Raw genomic sequence first — 15,196 nt, 5'->3', positions numbered from 1 at the left:
TCTGGCGGTGGTTGTGCCGTCGGGCCGATGTCTCCATCCTTGTACGCAGGCCAAGCGCCTTTCGCGGTCCATGCCGCCCCGTTCTGCCCGCTGATTTTGGCGCGGGCTCCGAGCCGACAGGAACGAACTGATGGAAACCCTGCAAGACCTGATCGATCTTCCCTGGATGCGCACCGTGCTGGGCGTGCTGGCGTTGCTTGCGCTGGCGTGGCTGGCCGGGCAGCTGGTTCGCCGACTGCTGCTGCGCGTGTTGCGCGGCATTACCCGGCGCACGGCATGGCAGTGGGACGATGCCTTGTTCGGGCGGAATACTTTCCTGTGGCTGGCGCGAATGGTGCCGGCATGGGTGATCCAGTACGGCATCGTGCTGGTGCCGGGCGTGCCGGCCGGCGCCGAAAGGCTGATCGGCAGCCTGATGACGGCGCTGCTGGTGCTTCTGGTGGCGATGGCGATCAGCACCGCATTGTCCGCACTGGAGGACATCTATCGGGAAACACCGCGCGGCCAGCAGCGTTCGATCAAGGGCTTGGTGCAGCTGGTCAAGCTCGGCCTGTTCGTCGTTGCCGCGCTGATCATCATCGCCGCCATCACCGGCCAGCATGTAGGGCTGCTGCTGTCCGGCCTGGGCGCGATGTCGGCGGTGCTGATGCTGATCTTCAAGGACACCATCCTGGGTTTCGTGGCCGGCGTGCAGCTGTCCTCGAACGACATGCTTCGCGTCGGCGACTGGATCGAGATGCCGCAACTCCATGCCGATGGCGACGTGATCGACATCGCACTGCATACGGTGAAGGTGCGCAACTGGGACAAGACCATCACCAGCATTCCCAGCTGGCGGCTGATCTCCGACTCGTACAAGAACTGGCGCGGCATGCAGGAAACCGGCGGGCGGCGGATCAAGCGCGCGCTCTACATCGATGCAGCCAGCGTGCATTTCCTCGACGAGGCGGCACTGCGGCGCCTGTCCCCGCTGCGCCTGCTGGCCGACTACCTGCCATCGAAAGAGCGCGACGTGGCACAGTGGAACCAGGCGCACGACGCTGCCGCGGAGGTGCCTGCCAATCGCCGCCGACTGACCAACCTGGGCACCTTCCGTGCGTACGTGCAGGCTTATCTGGACGGCCATCCGCAAATCCACCACGAACTCAGCTGCATGGTGCGTCAGCTGGCCAGCGGCCCGCAGGGCATCCCGCTGGAACTGTACTGTTTCACGTCCACGGTGGACTGGGCCGACTACGAGGGCATCCAGGCCGACATCTTCGATCACCTGTTCGCGCTGCTGCCGGAGTTCGGGCTGGCGTTGTACCAGCAGCCTTCGGGGCAGGACATGCGCGCGCTGGCCGCGTCCGAGTCGCGCGCCGACCGCCGGTTTGCCAGCGCAGTCGGGGTGTAGTCCATGGCGCGTGTCTACTTGAGTCTGGGCTCCAACCTCGAACCGCGGCGTTATCTCGTGGCGGCGATTGCCGCGCTGCGTGAACGCTTCGGCGAGATCGCGGTGTCGCCGGCCTATCGCAGTCGGTCCGTGGGTTTCGACGGGGCCGATTTCGTCAACCTGGCGGTCGGGCTGGATACCGAGCTAGCGCCTGAAGCGCTGAACGACTGGCTGCACGCGCTGGAAGATCGCCATGGTCGCCGCCGCGATGTACCACGTTATTCCGATCGCACCCTGGATATCGACATCGTGTTCTACGACGCGCTGGTGCTCGACGGCCCCGGCCACCTGCAGATTCCGCGCAAGGAGTTGCAGCACGCGTTCGTGCTGCGACCGATCGCCGATATCGCACCGGATTTCCGCCATCCGGCGAGTGGTGCGAGCATGGCCGAGCTATGGGCCGCCTTCCCCGCCGAACGTGAGCCGCTGCAGATCGAAGCGCTCGCCGATTGAGTCGGGTGCACCATTCCTCAATCTTCGCCGGACGCAAAAACAAGAACACATAGCGAAAAAGCCTGAAGGCACCGTAATACCCTTCCCTGCTTGCGGGGGAGGGAAGGGGTGGGGTCCAAGTCGCGACGAAGCCCATAAATGCGCAACACCAGCCCATCGCACTCACACCGACAACGTCCGCCCCCCGTCCACGCGAATGATCTGCCCGGTCACGAACGGCGCATCACGCAATAGCCACAGCACTGCACCAGCCACATCTTCCGGCGTGCCGGCGCGTTGCAGCGGCGTGCGCGCCAGCATCGCTTGCTGGTCGTCGTAAGGCTTGCCGTCGCTGGGCCACATCACGGCGCCCGGCGCGACGCCGTTGACGCGGATATCGGGGCCCAGTTCCAGCGCCAGCGAGCGGGTCATCGCGGCATGGGCGGCCTTGGCCATGCAGTACAGCGTGTGTTCCGCCAAAGGCCGTTCGGCGTAGATGTCGATCATGTTGACGATGCCGCCACGCGCCTCGCGCAGTGCCGGGATGGCGGCCTGGCTGAGGAAGAACGGCGCCTGCGCATTGGAGGCGAACAACGTGTCCCATTGCTGCGGCGTGGCCGTGCCCAGCGGGGTGGGGAAGAAGGCCGAGGCATTGTTGACCAAGGCGTCGAGCCGGCCGTAATGCGCCAGCAGTTGTTCGATCATCCGCGGCAGCGTCGGCAGGTCGGCCAGCTCCGCTTGCAGCAGCAAGGTGCTGCCGCGGCGTTGCTGTTCCAGTTCGTCAGCCAGGGCGCGGGCGTCGGCGGCGGAATGCCGGTAGTGCAGGGCCAGATCGTAGCCGGCTGCATGCAAGGTGCGGGCGATCACCGCGCCGACACGCCGGCCGGCACCGGTGATCAGCGCAACGCTGCGATCGTGACGTGGCGGCATGCGATGACTCCGGCGGCGATCCAGCATGCAGCTTGCCGCAAAGCCGCGATGGCGTCACCCGCCTAGGCGACTACTCGGCTTTCGGTTTGCGCGGCTTCGGCGTCTTGCTGGCGGCCTTGCGCACGGTGCCGGCGACCTTGCGTGCGGCACCGGTCACCGCCTTGTCGACCAGCTTGTTCACCACGCGGCGGGTCGCCTTGGCTTTTGGTTTGGGTTTCGGCTTTGGTTTGCCGGTTTCCGTGGCGGCGGCTGGTTCTTCCTCCATCGCGATTCCGCCTTCGAACATTTCGATCGCGGTGTTGGCGACTTGTCCGGTGTCGTAATACGCGTAGGCGCCGACGCCGAGCGCACCGATCACCGGCAGCCAGCGCGAGATGCCCTTGCTGAGCGTGCGCTGGGTCAACTTCACGCCAACCTGTTTCGCCACGCGCTGCGCGACGCCATAGGACATCCGCCGGAATACCAGCCGGTCACCCATGCGCACGACCAGATCGCGGAACGCCTGCGCGGCGGTGTGGCGGAACAGGCACCACATCATCTGTTCGCGACCCAGGGTGGCGTGATGGCCGTAGGCGGCGGCGATGTCGCTGACCATCTGGCCCTGGATTTTCCAGATCGCGATCAGCTCCGGCAGCAAGGTCAACCAGCCCAGCGGTCCGGGCGGCAAGGCCAGCGAGCCGGCGGTGAGCGCGGCGCGCTGCGCGGCACGGTTGGCCAAACGGCGGGCTTCGCCGGCGGGGTCTTGGCTGCTGCCGACCTTGCTGGCCGGCACCTGGCTGACGAAATCGAGGATCGCCTCGGTGATCCGCCCATGTTCGACTGGCGCGATGACGGCGGGTACCTGCTGGCTGCTGGACTTGGTCATGCATGGCTCCGTGAGATGCGCAGCGCGTGGAGCGCGGCATGTGTCCTTCGCAGTCTAGGGAAGCCGCGTGAAGCCTGGCTCAATACACGCGGCAGCCGACGTGGTACCGGACGCGGGCGAGTGTTCCGCAAGGCATGACTTCTGGCGCAGGCGGAGGAGACGTCTTGTAGGTAATGTTATAACATTACATACATTCTCCCCGTCCTGCTGGAATCACCGATGAAACCTTCCCTGCTCGCCCTGAGCCTCGCCATCGCCCTGGGTACGACCGCCGTCCATGCCACCGACACGGTCCCGACGACAAACGCCACCGCACCCGTTGCTGCCACGGACGGAGACGATCCGGCCGACAGCGGCAGCCGCAACAAGCGGCCGGAAGTACAGAATCTGGGCGCCATTTCGGTCTCCGGCGCACTGGACCAGGCGCGCAACGCACTGTCGCCGGATACCGGCAGCAGCCAGTACGTGATCGACCACAAGGCGATCACCCAATTGCCGCTCGGCGCGTCCACGCCGATCAACCAGGTGCTGCTGCAGGCGCCCGGCGTGGTGCAGGATTCCTATGGCGGCCTGCATGTGCGCGGCGACCACGCGAACCTGCAATACCGCATCAACGGCGTGATCATCCCCGAGTCGATCGGCGGCTTCGGCCAGAGCCTCGATGCGCGCACGATCCAGAACGTGAAACTGCTCGACGGCGCGCTGCCGGCGCAATACGGCCTGCGCACCGCGGCGGTGGTCGACATCACCACCAAGAGCGGCCACGACCTCGGCAACGGCGGCAGCGTGGGCATCACCGGCGGCAGCAACGGCACGCTCAATCCGAACGCGTCGATCTGGGGCAGCAACGATCGCTGGAGCTGGTTCTTCACCGGCAACTACATGGAGAACGACGCCGGCATCGAGAATCCCACGTCGAGCAAAAAGCCGATCCACGACCACACCAATCAGGTCAAGGGCTTCGGCGACATCAGTTACCTGATCAACGACGAGACCCGATTGAGCCTGCTGTTCGGTGTCGCCAACAACCGCTTCCAGATTCCGAACAATCCGGGCCAGGCACCGCAATTCGGCTATCTCGATACGGTGGATTTCAATTCCGCCGATTTGAACGAACGCCAGCGCGAGAACACCCGCTTCGGCGTGTTGGCGCTGCAGGGCAAACTGGGCTCGACCGACTACCAAGTCTCGGTCGGCCAGCGTTACAGCAGCCTCGCCTACACGCCGGATCAGATCGGCGAGCTGATGTTCAACGGCGTCGCTTCCGACATCAGCCGCAGCAATCGCGCCAGCACGTTGCAGGCGGACTTCGCCACCCCGATGGGCGATCACCACACCCTGCGTTACGGTGTTTATGGCAGCTTCGAGCGCGCCGCCAGCGGCAACAACGCCTGGGTGTTTCCAGTCGATGCCGACGGCAACCAGGCCAGTACCACGCCGATCAATATCCTCGACGACAGCCGCCTCACCGCGAAAACCTGGTCGGCTTATGTGCAGGACGAATGGAGCCTTGCCGAAAACTGGACGCTGAACTACGGCCTGCGCGGCGATCGCTACCAGCTGGTGCGCACCGAGAGCCAGCTGAGCCCGCGCCTGGGCCTGGTCTGGCAGGCCAGCGGCAGCACCACCGTGCACGCCGGCTACTCGCGCTACTTCACGCCGCCGGCGACCGAGATGATCGCCAGCGCCAACATCGCGAAGTTCGACGGCACCACCAACGCCGTGGCGGACAACGGCAACAATACGCCGCTGGCGGAGCGTTCGGATTACTTCGACGCCGGCATCTCGCAGAACATCGGCTCGGCCTGGACCGTCGGCCTGGACGCCTACTACCGCAAGGTGCAGCGCCTGCAGGATGAGGGTCAGTTCGGCTCGGCGCTGGTCTACTCGACTTTCAACTACGAAGCAGGCCGGGTGAAGGGCCTGGAACTCACCGCCAACTATGAGCAAGGGCCGTTGTCGGCGTATTTCAACGCGTCGCTGGGCAAGGCGATCGGCAAGCGCATCATCACCAGCCAGTACAACTTCGCGCCGGACGACCTGGCCTATGTCAGCAATCACTACATCTTTCTCGACCACGACCAGAAGCTCACCTCGTCCGGTGGCATCAACTACGCGCTGAATGACAGCACCAAGGTCGGTGCCGACTATCTGTTCGGCAGCGGTTTGCGCAAGGACGGCGAGGTCCCGAATGGCGCTTCGTTGCCGACGTACTTCCAGTTGAACCTCAACCTGTCGCACGACTTCGCGTTCGACGGTTTCGGCAAGCTGCACACCCAGCTGGCCGTGCTCAACGTGCTCGATCGCACGTATGAGTTGCGCGACGGTAGCGGCATCGGCGTCGGTGCACCGCAGTACGGTCCGCGTCGGGGCGTATTCCTCAGCTTGCAAAAAGATTTCTGATCGATCGTAGGAGCCCGCTGGCGGGCGATGCACTTGCTCTGGATATCCCAAGCAAAAGCATCGCCCGCCAGCGGGCTCCTACGCATGCATGCGCGGGCACGGCGCTGCGCGCCTCATCCATTATGCTTGCCGCGGTCTTCATTATCGGCAACGCACATGCCCTCCCGCCTCCCCGAACCCAGCGCCGACGAGCGCGCCCACTCCGATCACCTGCTGCAGTTGCTGCGCGAATTGATCGCGTCGCACGGACCATTGCCGTTCGCGCAATACATGGAGCGTTGCCTGTACGCACCGGGGCTGGGCTATTACAGCGCCGGTCGCACCAAGTTCGGCGCGGCCGGCGATTTTGTCACCGCGCCGGAACTGGGCGACCTGTTCGCCGGCTGTGTGGTGAATGCCGTGCAGCCGGTGCTGGCGATGCTCGGCGATGAAGCGGATTTCCTGGAGTTGGGCGGCGGCAGCGGTGCGTTCGCCGAGGCCGCATTGAAAGCGCTGGCGGCCGCCGGCACGTTGCCGCGGCAATATCTGATACTGGAACCCAGCGCCGACCTGCGCGAACGCCAGCGCGACCGTCTGCGGGCGAATCTCCCGGCGGAACTCAACGCCCGCGTGCAATGGCTGGATCGCCCGCCCGAGCAGGACTGGTGCGGCGTGCTGTTTGCCAACGAGGTGATCGACGCGCTGCCGGCCACGCGGTTCACCGTGCGCGATGGCGAGGTCTACGAAGAGTACGTGGCACTGGATGGCGAAGGCCGTCTGATGCGTACCGACCGACCCGCCGATGCGTTGGTCTCCGGCGCCGTGCGCCACGTCGAACGCGACCTCGGCATCGATTTCGCCAACGGCTACCGCTCGGAAATCCTGCCGCAGCTGCCGTACTGGATCCAGGCGGTGGCCGGTTCACTTACCGCAGGGTTGATGCTGTTCATCGACTACGGTTACGTGCGCCGCGAGTTCTACCTGCCCGACCGCGACGACGGCACGCTGATGGCGCACTACCGTCATCACGCGCACAACGATCCGCTGTACCTGCCGGGCTTGAACGACCTCACCGCGTCAGTCGATTTCACCGCGCTGGCCGAGGCCGGCAACAGCGCCGGTTTCGGCGTGGCCGCGTACCTGCCGCAGGCGCAGTTCCTGATCGGCACCGGTTTGCAGGAGGTGTTCGAGAGCGAACACGCCAAGGCCGCCGACGAGAATCACCGCTATCGGCTCGCGCAGCAGGTCAAGCGGCTGATGCTGCCCGATCAGATGGGCGAACGTTTCCAGGCGATGCTGCTGGCCCGTGGTCTGGAGGCGTTGCCGTTGCCGGCCGAACTGCTGGCGGCCGACCAGGGCGGTCGGCTTTGATCGATACGACAGACTCCTGGAGGTCCGGACGGCTGCGCTGGCACGCCTGGTGGGTGGTGCTGGGCGGGCTGATCATGGGCTGGACCCTGTGGATGGCGCTGACGCCGGATCCGGATATCACGCTGTCGTTTCCCTATGGCGACAAGCTGCTGCACGCCACCACGTTCTGCTGCCTGATGGGCTGGTGGGGGAATGTATATCGCGGCGGCCGCGCGCGCGGCTGGGCGGCGCTGGGCTGCCTTGCCTTCGGGGTGTTCATCGAGTTCGCGCAATGGCTGGATCCACCGCGCGATGCCGATGCCTTCGACGTGCTCGCCGACGGCATCGGCATCCTCATCGCGCTGGCACTGTTGCGCACGCCGCTGGCTCGCGTGCTGGCCGGCGTCGAACGCGGGCTAATGCACCGGCGCGGGAACTGACTCCACCGAACTGGCTGCCGCGGGCAACGCGGTCGTGCCGGCCGGCGCCGGAGCGACCGGCATCGGCAGCGGCTCGACCGGCGTCGCATCGTCCGGTCGGCGCACCAGCTTGCCACGCTTGAACAGCTCGCTGGCCACCTGGTAGTAGGCCGTGGCCTGATCGATGAGAGACTGGTTGACCGGCTTCAACGGTGTGGCGTCGCCACTGGCGTAGTCGGGCTTGAACTGCTCGAGCTTGCGCTGCGGTTCCAGCACGGTCAGCACATCGTTGCGCAGGTAGCCGAGTTTCTCGTAGGTCGCCGGGAACGCGCGCTCGCGGCCGGCTTCGAGCTGGAACACGTCGTAACCGAAGAAGCGCGAGCGGTAACTGAAATTGAGCAGGCCAAGCAGGGTCGGCGCGATGTCGACCTGGCTGGTCAGTTGTTCCACGCGCTGCGGCTTGATGTGCGCAGGTGCATAGATCCACAGCGGGATGTGGTAGCGGTTGATCGGCACGCTGGTCTTGCCCGCGCTGGAGGCGCAGTGGTCGGCGGTGATCACGAACACGGTGTCGTTGAAATACGGCTTCGCGCGCGCGCGCTTGATGAAATCGCCGATCGACCAGTCGGTGTACGCCACGGCGCCGGGCCGTGTGTGGTTGGCCTGGCTGACGCGACCGGCCGGGAACGTGTAGGGCCGGTGGTTCGACGTGGTCATGATGTGCAGGAAAAAGGGTTTTCCCGCCGCATGGATCTGATCCATCTGGCCAAGCGCCAGCGTGTACAGGTCCTCGTCGGCCACACCCCACACGTTCTCGCTGTGGATGGTGGCGCCCTTCGGGATGTCGCGCCGGTCCACCGGGCGATAGCCGTTGTGGCCGAAGAAATAGTTCATGTTGTCGAACTCGCCATAACCGCCGTAGACGAAATCCGACTGGTAGCCGCGGTCGTTGAAGATGCTTGCCAGCGAGAACAGATTCTCGTTGTTGCGCTCCTTCAGCAGCGAGTCGCCCGGTGTGGGCGGCACCGACAGCGACAACGCCTCCAGTCCGCGCACGGTACGCGTGCCATTGGCGTAGAGGTTGTCGAAGAACAGGCTCTGGCTGACCAGCGAGTCGAGGTACGGGGTGATGTTTTCCTTGTTGCCGAACGTGCCCAGGTAATCACCGGACAGGCTCTCCACGCTGATCAGCACCACGTTGAGATGCTTCTCCGGACCTTCGTGGCGGATCGCGCGGGTGAGGTCGTGCGGATCGTCGCTGAGATAGGTCGCGTCGGGCGTTTTCAGGTTATCGCGCACCAACCCGAATGCCTGCTCGTCCGGCAACGTGCGATAGAACTTCGCGTAGTCGAGATGGCTGCTGCGAAACGCGTTGAAGAACTGGTAGATGCCGTTGCCGGCCAGTTCGTTGACGTAGTTGTTGCCGGTGCGGTCCTTCATGCCGCCATTCACCGCGGCCACCGAGATCACCGTCAGCACCAGCCACAGCAGCACCACCTTGCCACGTTGCCAGAAACGGCTGCCGTCATCGCGCGCGCGCAGACCGCGCCGACCGATCGCAAACACCACCAGTGCGGCGACCACCAGCAACGCCAGCCAGCGCCCGATCGGATACGACTCGCGGATGTTGCCGATCACTTCGGTGGTGTAGACCAGATAGTCCACCGCGATGAAATTGAAGCGCACGCTGAACTCGTTCCAGAACACCAGCTCCGATGCCGCCACGAACAGCAGCCCGTACAGCAGCACCAGCGCCAGCCCGTACAGCGCCCACTGGCCGGCGCGCGAGACATAGGCGAAGCCCGGCAGCGGCAGCACCAGCAGGAACAGCACCACCAGCGGCCAGGTCATGCCCACATGCGCGCGGTACAGCATGTACAGCACGCCCAGGCACAACGCATACAGCAGCGCCAGTGCGGTCACGAACAACAGCCATTGACCCAGTCCGGACACCGTGGCCCGTCGCGTCGGCACCAGCCACAGGAACAGCACCAGCGGCCACGCCACGTAGATGTACGTGATCAGGTCATAGCCCAGGCCCACGCCGAACGCGTACAGCAGGTTCAGCGGCGCATGCGGCACCTCATGGCCGGACATCACCAGCAACGCCACGCGAGTGACGAAGGAGATCACCACGAAGATGATGGCCAGCCAAAGCAGCGGGCGAAACCGCTGACGCAGCGGGGAGGTCGGGGTGAATGCGCTCGACACGGGCAACTCCAGCAAGACGTGAATTCGATCAGTGCCCGGACGGGCACGGATGATCCGGTGCTTTATACCGCGGATCAGCTTGGCGGATGATTAGTTTTCAGTGCGGCGATCGCGGCAGTCCGTGCGTTTTCCATGGCCTTGCCGATCGCCGGGCCGGTCAGGCCGCGGCTGACGAAGTCGGCGGCATTGACGGTCGCCGCGGCCGCCCGCGCGTCACGCAGGTAGATCGCTTGTGGATATTCGTCGTTTTCATGGCCTAGCCGGCCACGCTTGTCGGCTTCGCAGGCAGCCAGGAAGGCATCCAGCCGAGCCGGCCGACGCAACGCATCCAGTGCACTCAGCAGCTTCAACACGGTGGCCGGCTTCAACTCGAACGCGCGATGCGCGTTGAGGTGTTCGCGACAGACCAGTTCGGCCAGCGCTGCATGTTCGGTCGGCACTTTCAGGCGGGCGTTCAGTGCGCGCAGCGGTGCCAGGCCGCGGTGTTCGTGGCCGACATGGCGCGGCAGTTCACCGGCCGGCGTCAATGCCTTGCCGAGGTCGTGCGTCAGCGCGCAGAAACCCACGACATCGTTACCCGGTGCGATGCGCGCCGCCGCGTCCAGCACCATCTCCACGTGCACGCCGCAGTCGATCTCCGGATGGAACTCGGCGCGCTGCGGCACGCCGTACAGCGCGTCGATCTCCGGAAACAGCACCGCCAGCGCGCCGCATTCGCGCAGCACGCGCAGAAAAGCCGACGGTTGCGATTCGCCCAGCGCCTTGCGTGTCTCGGCCCAGACCCGTTCGGGCACCAGGTGGTCGACCTCACCGTCCGCCACCATCTGGCGCATCAGTGCCATGGTTTCCCCGGCCACGGTGAAACCCAGCGACGCAAAGCGCGCGGCGAAACGCGCCACCCGCAGTACGCGCACCGGATCTTCCACGAAGGCGGGCGATACATGCCGCAGCACACGCGCCTCGATGTCGCGCACGCCGTCGTACGGGTCGGTCAGCACGCCGTGCTCGTCTGCGGCGATCGCGTTGATGGTGAGGTCGCGCCGCGCCAGATCCTGCTCCAGCGTCACCGTCGCGTCGGCCTGAAACACGAAGCCGTGATAACCGCGCCCGGTCTTGCGCTCGGTGCGCGCCAGCGCATATTCCTCGCCGGTCCGAGGATGCAGGAACACCGGGAAGTCCTTGCCCACCGGCCGATAGCCCAGCGCCAGCAGCTCTTCCGGCATCGCCCCGACCACCACATGATCGTGATCGACCACCGGCCGCCCAAGCAATTTGTCACGGACCGCACCGCCGACGAGATAGGTTTGCATGAGGGGATTCTGCCATGCGTGCATTGGCTCGACGCCAATCGGGAGCCGTCGATGTGCGGTGAGCCATGCCGCATGGCGCATATCTGCTGGCAATATAGGCCGCATGGCTGACATCAGGACGTCTTCGTTCAACCGTTCCGACCGGATCATCCTCGGCGGTAGCGCCGCCGCCGTCGTGCTCGCCGGTGCTACCCGGTACCTGGGTGGCGGATCGGTGCTGGCCTTTGTCTGTTCGGCGTTGGCGGTGACCTTGCTGGCGGCGCTGGTGGGGCGGTCGGTCGAGCAGCTGGGCGACCGGTTCGGGCCTGGCGCGACGGGCGTGCTGCAGTCGGCGCTGGGCAACCTGCCGGAGTTGTTTATTGCGCTGTTCGCGCTCAAGGCCGGGCTGGTCGTGGTGGTGCAGGCGGCCTTGATCGGCTCGATCCTGGCCAATCTGCTGCTGGTGCTGGGCCTGTGTTTTGTCGTGGGTGGACTGAAGCACGGCACGCAGAAACTCGGCTCCGAACGGGCCCGCGGCATCACCGTATTGATGTTGTTGTCGGTGTCCGCGCTGCTGCTGCCGTCGATGGCCAGTTACGTGCATGCCCCGGCGGCGGCGCACGAGGGGCGGCTGTCGCTGATTGTTTCGATCATCCTGCTGCTGCTGTTCTGCCTGACCTTGCCGGCCTCGCTGAAACGGGGTTCCAGTCGCCTGTCCACCGAAATGACCTCGCACCAGGACGCGCCACGCTGGTCGCTGGTGCTGGCAGTGAGCCTGCTCGCCGTGGCCGCGCTGACCGCCGCCTTCGTCTCGGACTGGTTCGTGCATGCGCTGGAACCGGCGATGGCCGCGCTGCATATTTCCGATGCGTTCGCCGGCCTGGTCATCGTGGCGATTGCCGGCAACGCGATCGAGAACGTGGTCGGCATGCAACTGGCGGCGCGCAACCAGTCCGAGTACGCGTTCTCGGTGGTGGTCAATTCGCCGCTGCAGATCGCGCTGGTGCTGGCGCCGTTGCTGGTGATCCTCTCGCAGCTGTTCGGACTGGCGCCGCTGACCCTGGTGTTCACGCCGATGCTGGTGGTCTCGGTGACGGTGGCTGTGCTGATCACCGCCTTCATCACCGTCGACGGTGAGTCCAACTGGATCGAGGGTATCGCGCTGATCGCCGTGTACGCGATCATCGCCACCGCATTCTGGTGGGGTTGACTGCGCGCTGCTTTCTACCGGCGACACCCTCGCGTAAGCTGGGCACCGATGTCGTCAAGCGTGTAGGGGACTTCATGGTGGGGGACCATGTGCATTCATTGATGCGGGAGCGTGCCGCGGGTTTGTCGCCGGCGGTGACACAGCTGCTCGAGCAGGCTGCGGCCGCACTGGGCCGCCAGGAGCTGGACGCCGCCGAAGCGGCGCTGGCCAGCGCGCTCGCGCTGGAGCCCGACTGCATCGAGGCGCAGCGTCTGCTCGGCCTGACGCAGCAAATGCGGGGTGATTACGCGAACGCGGTGCGTTTGCTGCAACAGGTACTCGCGGCGAGACCGGATGACGCGCTGGTCCACACGAATCTGGGCGGGCTGCTGTATGCACGCGGCGAATTCGAGGCGTCGCTGACGTTGTTGCGACGGGCCTGTGAACTGGCCGCCGATTTTTCGCCGGCCTGGTTCAACCTGGGTCGGGTGCTTCAGATGCGCGGCCGCCCCGCCGGCGCGATCACCGCCCTGCATCGTGCCGTGGATCTCGATCCCGGCCATGTCCCGTCGCGACTCATGCTGGCGGATGCTCAGGTTCGCGTTGGCGCGATGGGCGCGGCCAGCGCGAATTACCGCGAGGTGCTGCGCTGTCATCCCGCTCATCCGGAGGCGTGGCTTGGCTTGTCGCAACTGGAAGCCACGCGCTTTGGCCCCGACGATGTCGCCGGTTTGCAGCAGGTCCTGCAGATTTCCGGCGTGCCGATGCAGGCGCGCATTTCGCTGGGCTTCGTGCTGGCCAGGGCGCTGGAAGACCAGGCGGATTATCGCGAGGCCTTCCGTGTGCTCGCCAAGGCGAATGCGTTGATGCGCCGGCAGGTGAACTGGGATCCTGCGAAAGCGCGCGTGCAGGTGGATGCCCTGCTCGATGCTTTCGCTGCACCCCTGGATCGAACAGCGGACACGCAACGGGGCGAGCAGGTGATCTTCGTGGTGTGCCTGCCGCAGTCCGGCTCCACGCTGACCGAACGGATCCTCGCCACACATCCGCGGGTCGAGGGCGCCGGGGAGCTGCCCGACCTGCAGCAGGTCATCGATGAGGAATCGGCGCGTCGTGGCCAACCCTTCCCGACATGGGTCGCTGCGGCGACACCGGCGGACTGGTCGCGATTGGGCCACGATTACCTGGCGCGCACCGAACGCTGGCGCTGGCACAAGCCGCGATTCACCGACAAGAGCCTGCTGAACTGGCAGCTGGTCGGTGCCGCGCTGGCGATGCTGCCCGGTGCGAAGGTGGTGAACAGCCGGCGCGACGCGGTGGAGAACTGTTTCGGTTGCTATCGCCAGCTATTCGAGCATGGCCATCATTTCAGCTATGACCTGGACCATTTGACCAGCTACTGGCATGACTACGATCGGCTCAGCCGACACTGGCAACGGCTGTTTCCCGATCGTTTTCTCGAGCACACCCACGAGGCGCTGCAGGCCGATCCGGATGTCCAGATACGACGGCTGCTGGCGTTCTGCGGGCTCGACTACGAGCCCGCTTGCCTGGCGTTCCAGCAACGGCAGGATTCGCTGCAGGCAACCGACCTGACCCAGCGTGCCGACTGGCCACTGGGCCTGGGTACCCCGCGCAGTGAGCTGTATGGCCCGGCGTTGAACCGGCTGCGCATGTTGCTGGCGGGGAGCCAGTCGCACGGCTGACGGTTTGGCGTGTGCGCAGTCGAACTCAGCGTCGCCGCGAACGTGCCTCGCTCAGCCGACGTTGCTGCGCCGACGGGTTGAGCAGCACCGGCAGCCATGGCGTGAACGGTTGCGGCACGATGACGAGGACGGCGTAGCCGTCGGTCTTGCCGACCGAGTCGGTGCGCAGCGAGCGGAAGTTGTCCAGCGAAAAAGGTTTGCCGGGCAACAGTTCGGCGAACTGCGCCTGCAGGCGGCCGAGGCCATCGGGCAGGGCCATCACCGGCGTGCGCAGGCCGGCGCCATCGCGGATCTTGCGCACGATCTGGCCCAGGGTAAGCACCTCCGGACCATACAACTCCAGGCTGCGGCGGCGACCGAGCCGCTCATTGCCGACGCAGCGCGCGATCGCCTCGGCCACGTCGCCGACATAGGTCGGCGCCATACGCGCCCCGGCGCGTGCCAGCGGCAATACCGGCATGCGCCGCAGCAGGGCAGCGAAGCGGCGAACCAGGCCGTCGCCGGGACCGAAGATCACGCTGGGCTGGTAGATCGTCCAGTCGAGCGCGGAGGCCTTGACCAGGGCTTCGGCTTCGCCGCGGGTTTTCAGGTAGCGCGACAGGCCCTGGCCGGCTTTCAGCGAACTCATCTGATGCAGGCGACCGACGCCGCTGGCATGGCAGGCGGCGATCAGCCGGCGGCTCAGTTCCACATGCGCGCGCTGGAACGTGTGCTGGCCGCCCGGATTGAGAATGCCGACCAGATTGATCACCGCATCGGCACCGACCAGGTGCTTGCGCAGGCTGTCGTCATCGTAGACGTCGGCGGTGCGGACACTCACCCCGGGCAGCACGCCAAGCTCGCGGCGCTGCTCGCGGTTGCGGCTGAGCAGCACGATGTGGTGGCCGTCAGCGGCCAGTCGCGGCACCAGGTGGCTGCCGACGAAACCGGTGCCGCCGAGTATGACGAGTTGCTGTGCGGCCATGCGGATCAGTCCTCGGATGAAACGGGC

12 protein-coding genes are annotated in these 15,196 nt (G+C 65.6%); 7 read left to right on the top strand and 5 right to left on the bottom strand.

Going from position 1 to position 15,196, the window contains the following annotated elements:
• Nucleotides 1-130: 130 nt before the first annotated feature.
• The gene (locus ACPPVV_RS17865) at nucleotides 131-1,393 is read left to right on the top strand and encodes a mechanosensitive ion channel family protein (protein WP_426701212.1); all 1,263 of its coding nucleotides are present in this window, start codon (nucleotides 131-133) and stop codon (nucleotides 1,391-1,393) included.
• A 3-nt stretch (nucleotides 1,394-1,396) separates the two neighbouring features.
• Nucleotides 1,397-1,885, top strand: coding sequence for a 2-amino-4-hydroxy-6-hydroxymethyldihydropteridine diphosphokinase (gene folK / locus ACPPVV_RS17860; RefSeq protein WP_426701211.1), 489 nt, complete (start codon nucleotides 1,397-1,399; stop codon nucleotides 1,883-1,885).
• Between the two features lie 162 nt (nucleotides 1,886-2,047).
• Here the strand turns inward: folK and ACPPVV_RS17855 are convergent, their stop codons facing one another.
• Together ACPPVV_RS17855 and ACPPVV_RS17850 are read right to left on the bottom strand one after the other, a co-directional pair.
• The gene (locus ACPPVV_RS17855) at nucleotides 2,048-2,794 is read right to left on the bottom strand and encodes a pteridine reductase (protein ID WP_426701210.1); all 747 of its coding nucleotides are present in this window, start codon (nucleotides 2,792-2,794) and stop codon (nucleotides 2,048-2,050) included.
• 70 nt (nucleotides 2,795-2,864) lie between these two features.
• A complete protein-coding gene (locus ACPPVV_RS17850; protein ID WP_426701209.1) occupies nucleotides 2,865-3,659 on the bottom strand; it encodes a hypothetical protein in 795 nt (264 codons plus the stop codon).
• A 219-nt stretch (nucleotides 3,660-3,878) separates the two neighbouring features.
• Here ACPPVV_RS17850 and ACPPVV_RS17845 point away from each other — a divergent pair, with 219 nt between their 5' ends.
• The 3 genes from ACPPVV_RS17845 (at nucleotide 3,879) to ACPPVV_RS17835 (ending at nucleotide 7,831) form a co-directional block, all read left to right on the top strand.
• Nucleotides 3,879-6,062, top strand: a complete 2,184-nt coding sequence (locus ACPPVV_RS17845) for a TonB-dependent receptor (protein WP_426701208.1) — start codon at nucleotides 3,879-3,881, stop codon at nucleotides 6,060-6,062.
• 156 nt (nucleotides 6,063-6,218) lie between these two features.
• Nucleotides 6,219-7,412 (top strand): class I SAM-dependent methyltransferase, encoded by a 1,194-nt coding sequence (locus ACPPVV_RS17840; protein ID WP_426701207.1) that lies wholly within the window; start codon nucleotides 6,219-6,221, stop codon nucleotides 7,410-7,412.
• Nucleotides 7,409-7,831 (top strand): VanZ family protein, encoded by a 423-nt coding sequence (locus ACPPVV_RS17835; RefSeq protein WP_426701206.1) that lies wholly within the window; start codon nucleotides 7,409-7,411, stop codon nucleotides 7,829-7,831. Before ACPPVV_RS17840 ends, ACPPVV_RS17835 begins: the two co-directional genes overlap by 4 nt.
• Here ACPPVV_RS17835 and ACPPVV_RS17830 read toward each other — a convergent pair.
• Both ACPPVV_RS17830 and ACPPVV_RS17825 read right to left on the bottom strand, forming a co-directional pair.
• A complete protein-coding gene (locus ACPPVV_RS17830) occupies nucleotides 7,808-10,021 on the bottom strand; it encodes a sulfatase-like hydrolase/transferase (RefSeq protein WP_426701205.1) in 2,214 nt (737 codons plus the stop codon). The two genes, ACPPVV_RS17835 and ACPPVV_RS17830, sit on opposite strands and share 24 nt — an antisense overlap.
• Before the next feature lie 74 nt (nucleotides 10,022-10,095).
• Complete coding sequence (locus tag ACPPVV_RS17825; RefSeq protein ID WP_426701204.1) at nucleotides 10,096-11,331, bottom strand: multifunctional CCA addition/repair protein; 1,236 nt, start codon at nucleotides 11,329-11,331, stop codon at nucleotides 10,096-10,098.
• 103 nt (nucleotides 11,332-11,434) lie between these two features.
• On the opposite strand from ACPPVV_RS17825, the gene cax reads away from it, so the two are divergent.
• Together cax and ACPPVV_RS17815 are read left to right on the top strand one after the other, a co-directional pair.
• A complete protein-coding gene (cax, locus tag ACPPVV_RS17820) occupies nucleotides 11,435-12,520 on the top strand; it encodes a calcium/proton exchanger (protein ID WP_426701203.1) in 1,086 nt (361 codons plus the stop codon).
• A 101-nt stretch (nucleotides 12,521-12,621) separates the two neighbouring features.
• Complete coding sequence (locus ACPPVV_RS17815) at nucleotides 12,622-14,205, top strand: sulfotransferase (RefSeq protein ID WP_426701202.1); 1,584 nt, start codon at nucleotides 12,622-12,624, stop codon at nucleotides 14,203-14,205.
• Nucleotides 14,206-14,230: 25 nt separating this feature from the next.
• Here the strand turns inward: ACPPVV_RS17815 and ACPPVV_RS17810 are convergent, their stop codons facing one another.
• Nucleotides 14,231-15,169 (bottom strand): complex I NDUFA9 subunit family protein, encoded by a 939-nt coding sequence (locus ACPPVV_RS17810; protein WP_426701201.1) that lies wholly within the window; start codon nucleotides 15,167-15,169, stop codon nucleotides 14,231-14,233.
• Nucleotides 15,170-15,196: the final 27 nt, after the last annotated feature.

It is taken from the genome of Rhodanobacter sp. Col0626 (genome assembly GCF_049994385.1).
Classification (GTDB): Bacteria; Pseudomonadota; Gammaproteobacteria; order Xanthomonadales; family Rhodanobacteraceae; genus Rhodanobacter.
This window is presented reverse-complemented; position numbering and strand designations above follow the sequence as displayed.

Coding starts and splice junctions, on each gene's coding strand:
- ACPPVV_RS17865 (WP_426701212.1), top strand. CDS start 131: ATGGAAACCCTGCAAGACCTGATCGATCTTCCCTGGATGCGCACCGTG.
- folK (WP_426701211.1), top strand. CDS start 1,397: ATGGCGCGTGTCTACTTGAGTCTGGGCTCCAACCTCGAACCGCGGCGT.
- ACPPVV_RS17855 (WP_426701210.1), bottom strand. CDS start 2,794: ATGCCGCCACGTCACGATCGCAGCGTTGCGCTGATCACCGGTGCCGGC.
- ACPPVV_RS17850 (WP_426701209.1), bottom strand. CDS start 3,659: ATGACCAAGTCCAGCAGCCAGCAGGTACCCGCCGTCATCGCGCCAGTC.
- ACPPVV_RS17845 (WP_426701208.1), top strand. CDS start 3,879: ATGAAACCTTCCCTGCTCGCCCTGAGCCTCGCCATCGCCCTGGGTACG.
- ACPPVV_RS17840 (WP_426701207.1), top strand. CDS start 6,219: ATGCCCTCCCGCCTCCCCGAACCCAGCGCCGACGAGCGCGCCCACTCC.
- ACPPVV_RS17825 (WP_426701204.1), bottom strand. CDS start 11,331: ATGCAAACCTATCTCGTCGGCGGTGCGGTCCGTGACAAATTGCTTGGG.
- cax (WP_426701203.1), top strand. CDS start 11,435: ATGGCTGACATCAGGACGTCTTCGTTCAACCGTTCCGACCGGATCATC.
- ACPPVV_RS17815 (WP_426701202.1), top strand. CDS start 12,622: ATGCGGGAGCGTGCCGCGGGTTTGTCGCCGGCGGTGACACAGCTGCTC.
- ACPPVV_RS17810 (WP_426701201.1), bottom strand. CDS start 15,169: ATGGCCGCACAGCAACTCGTCATACTCGGCGGCACCGGTTTCGTCGGC.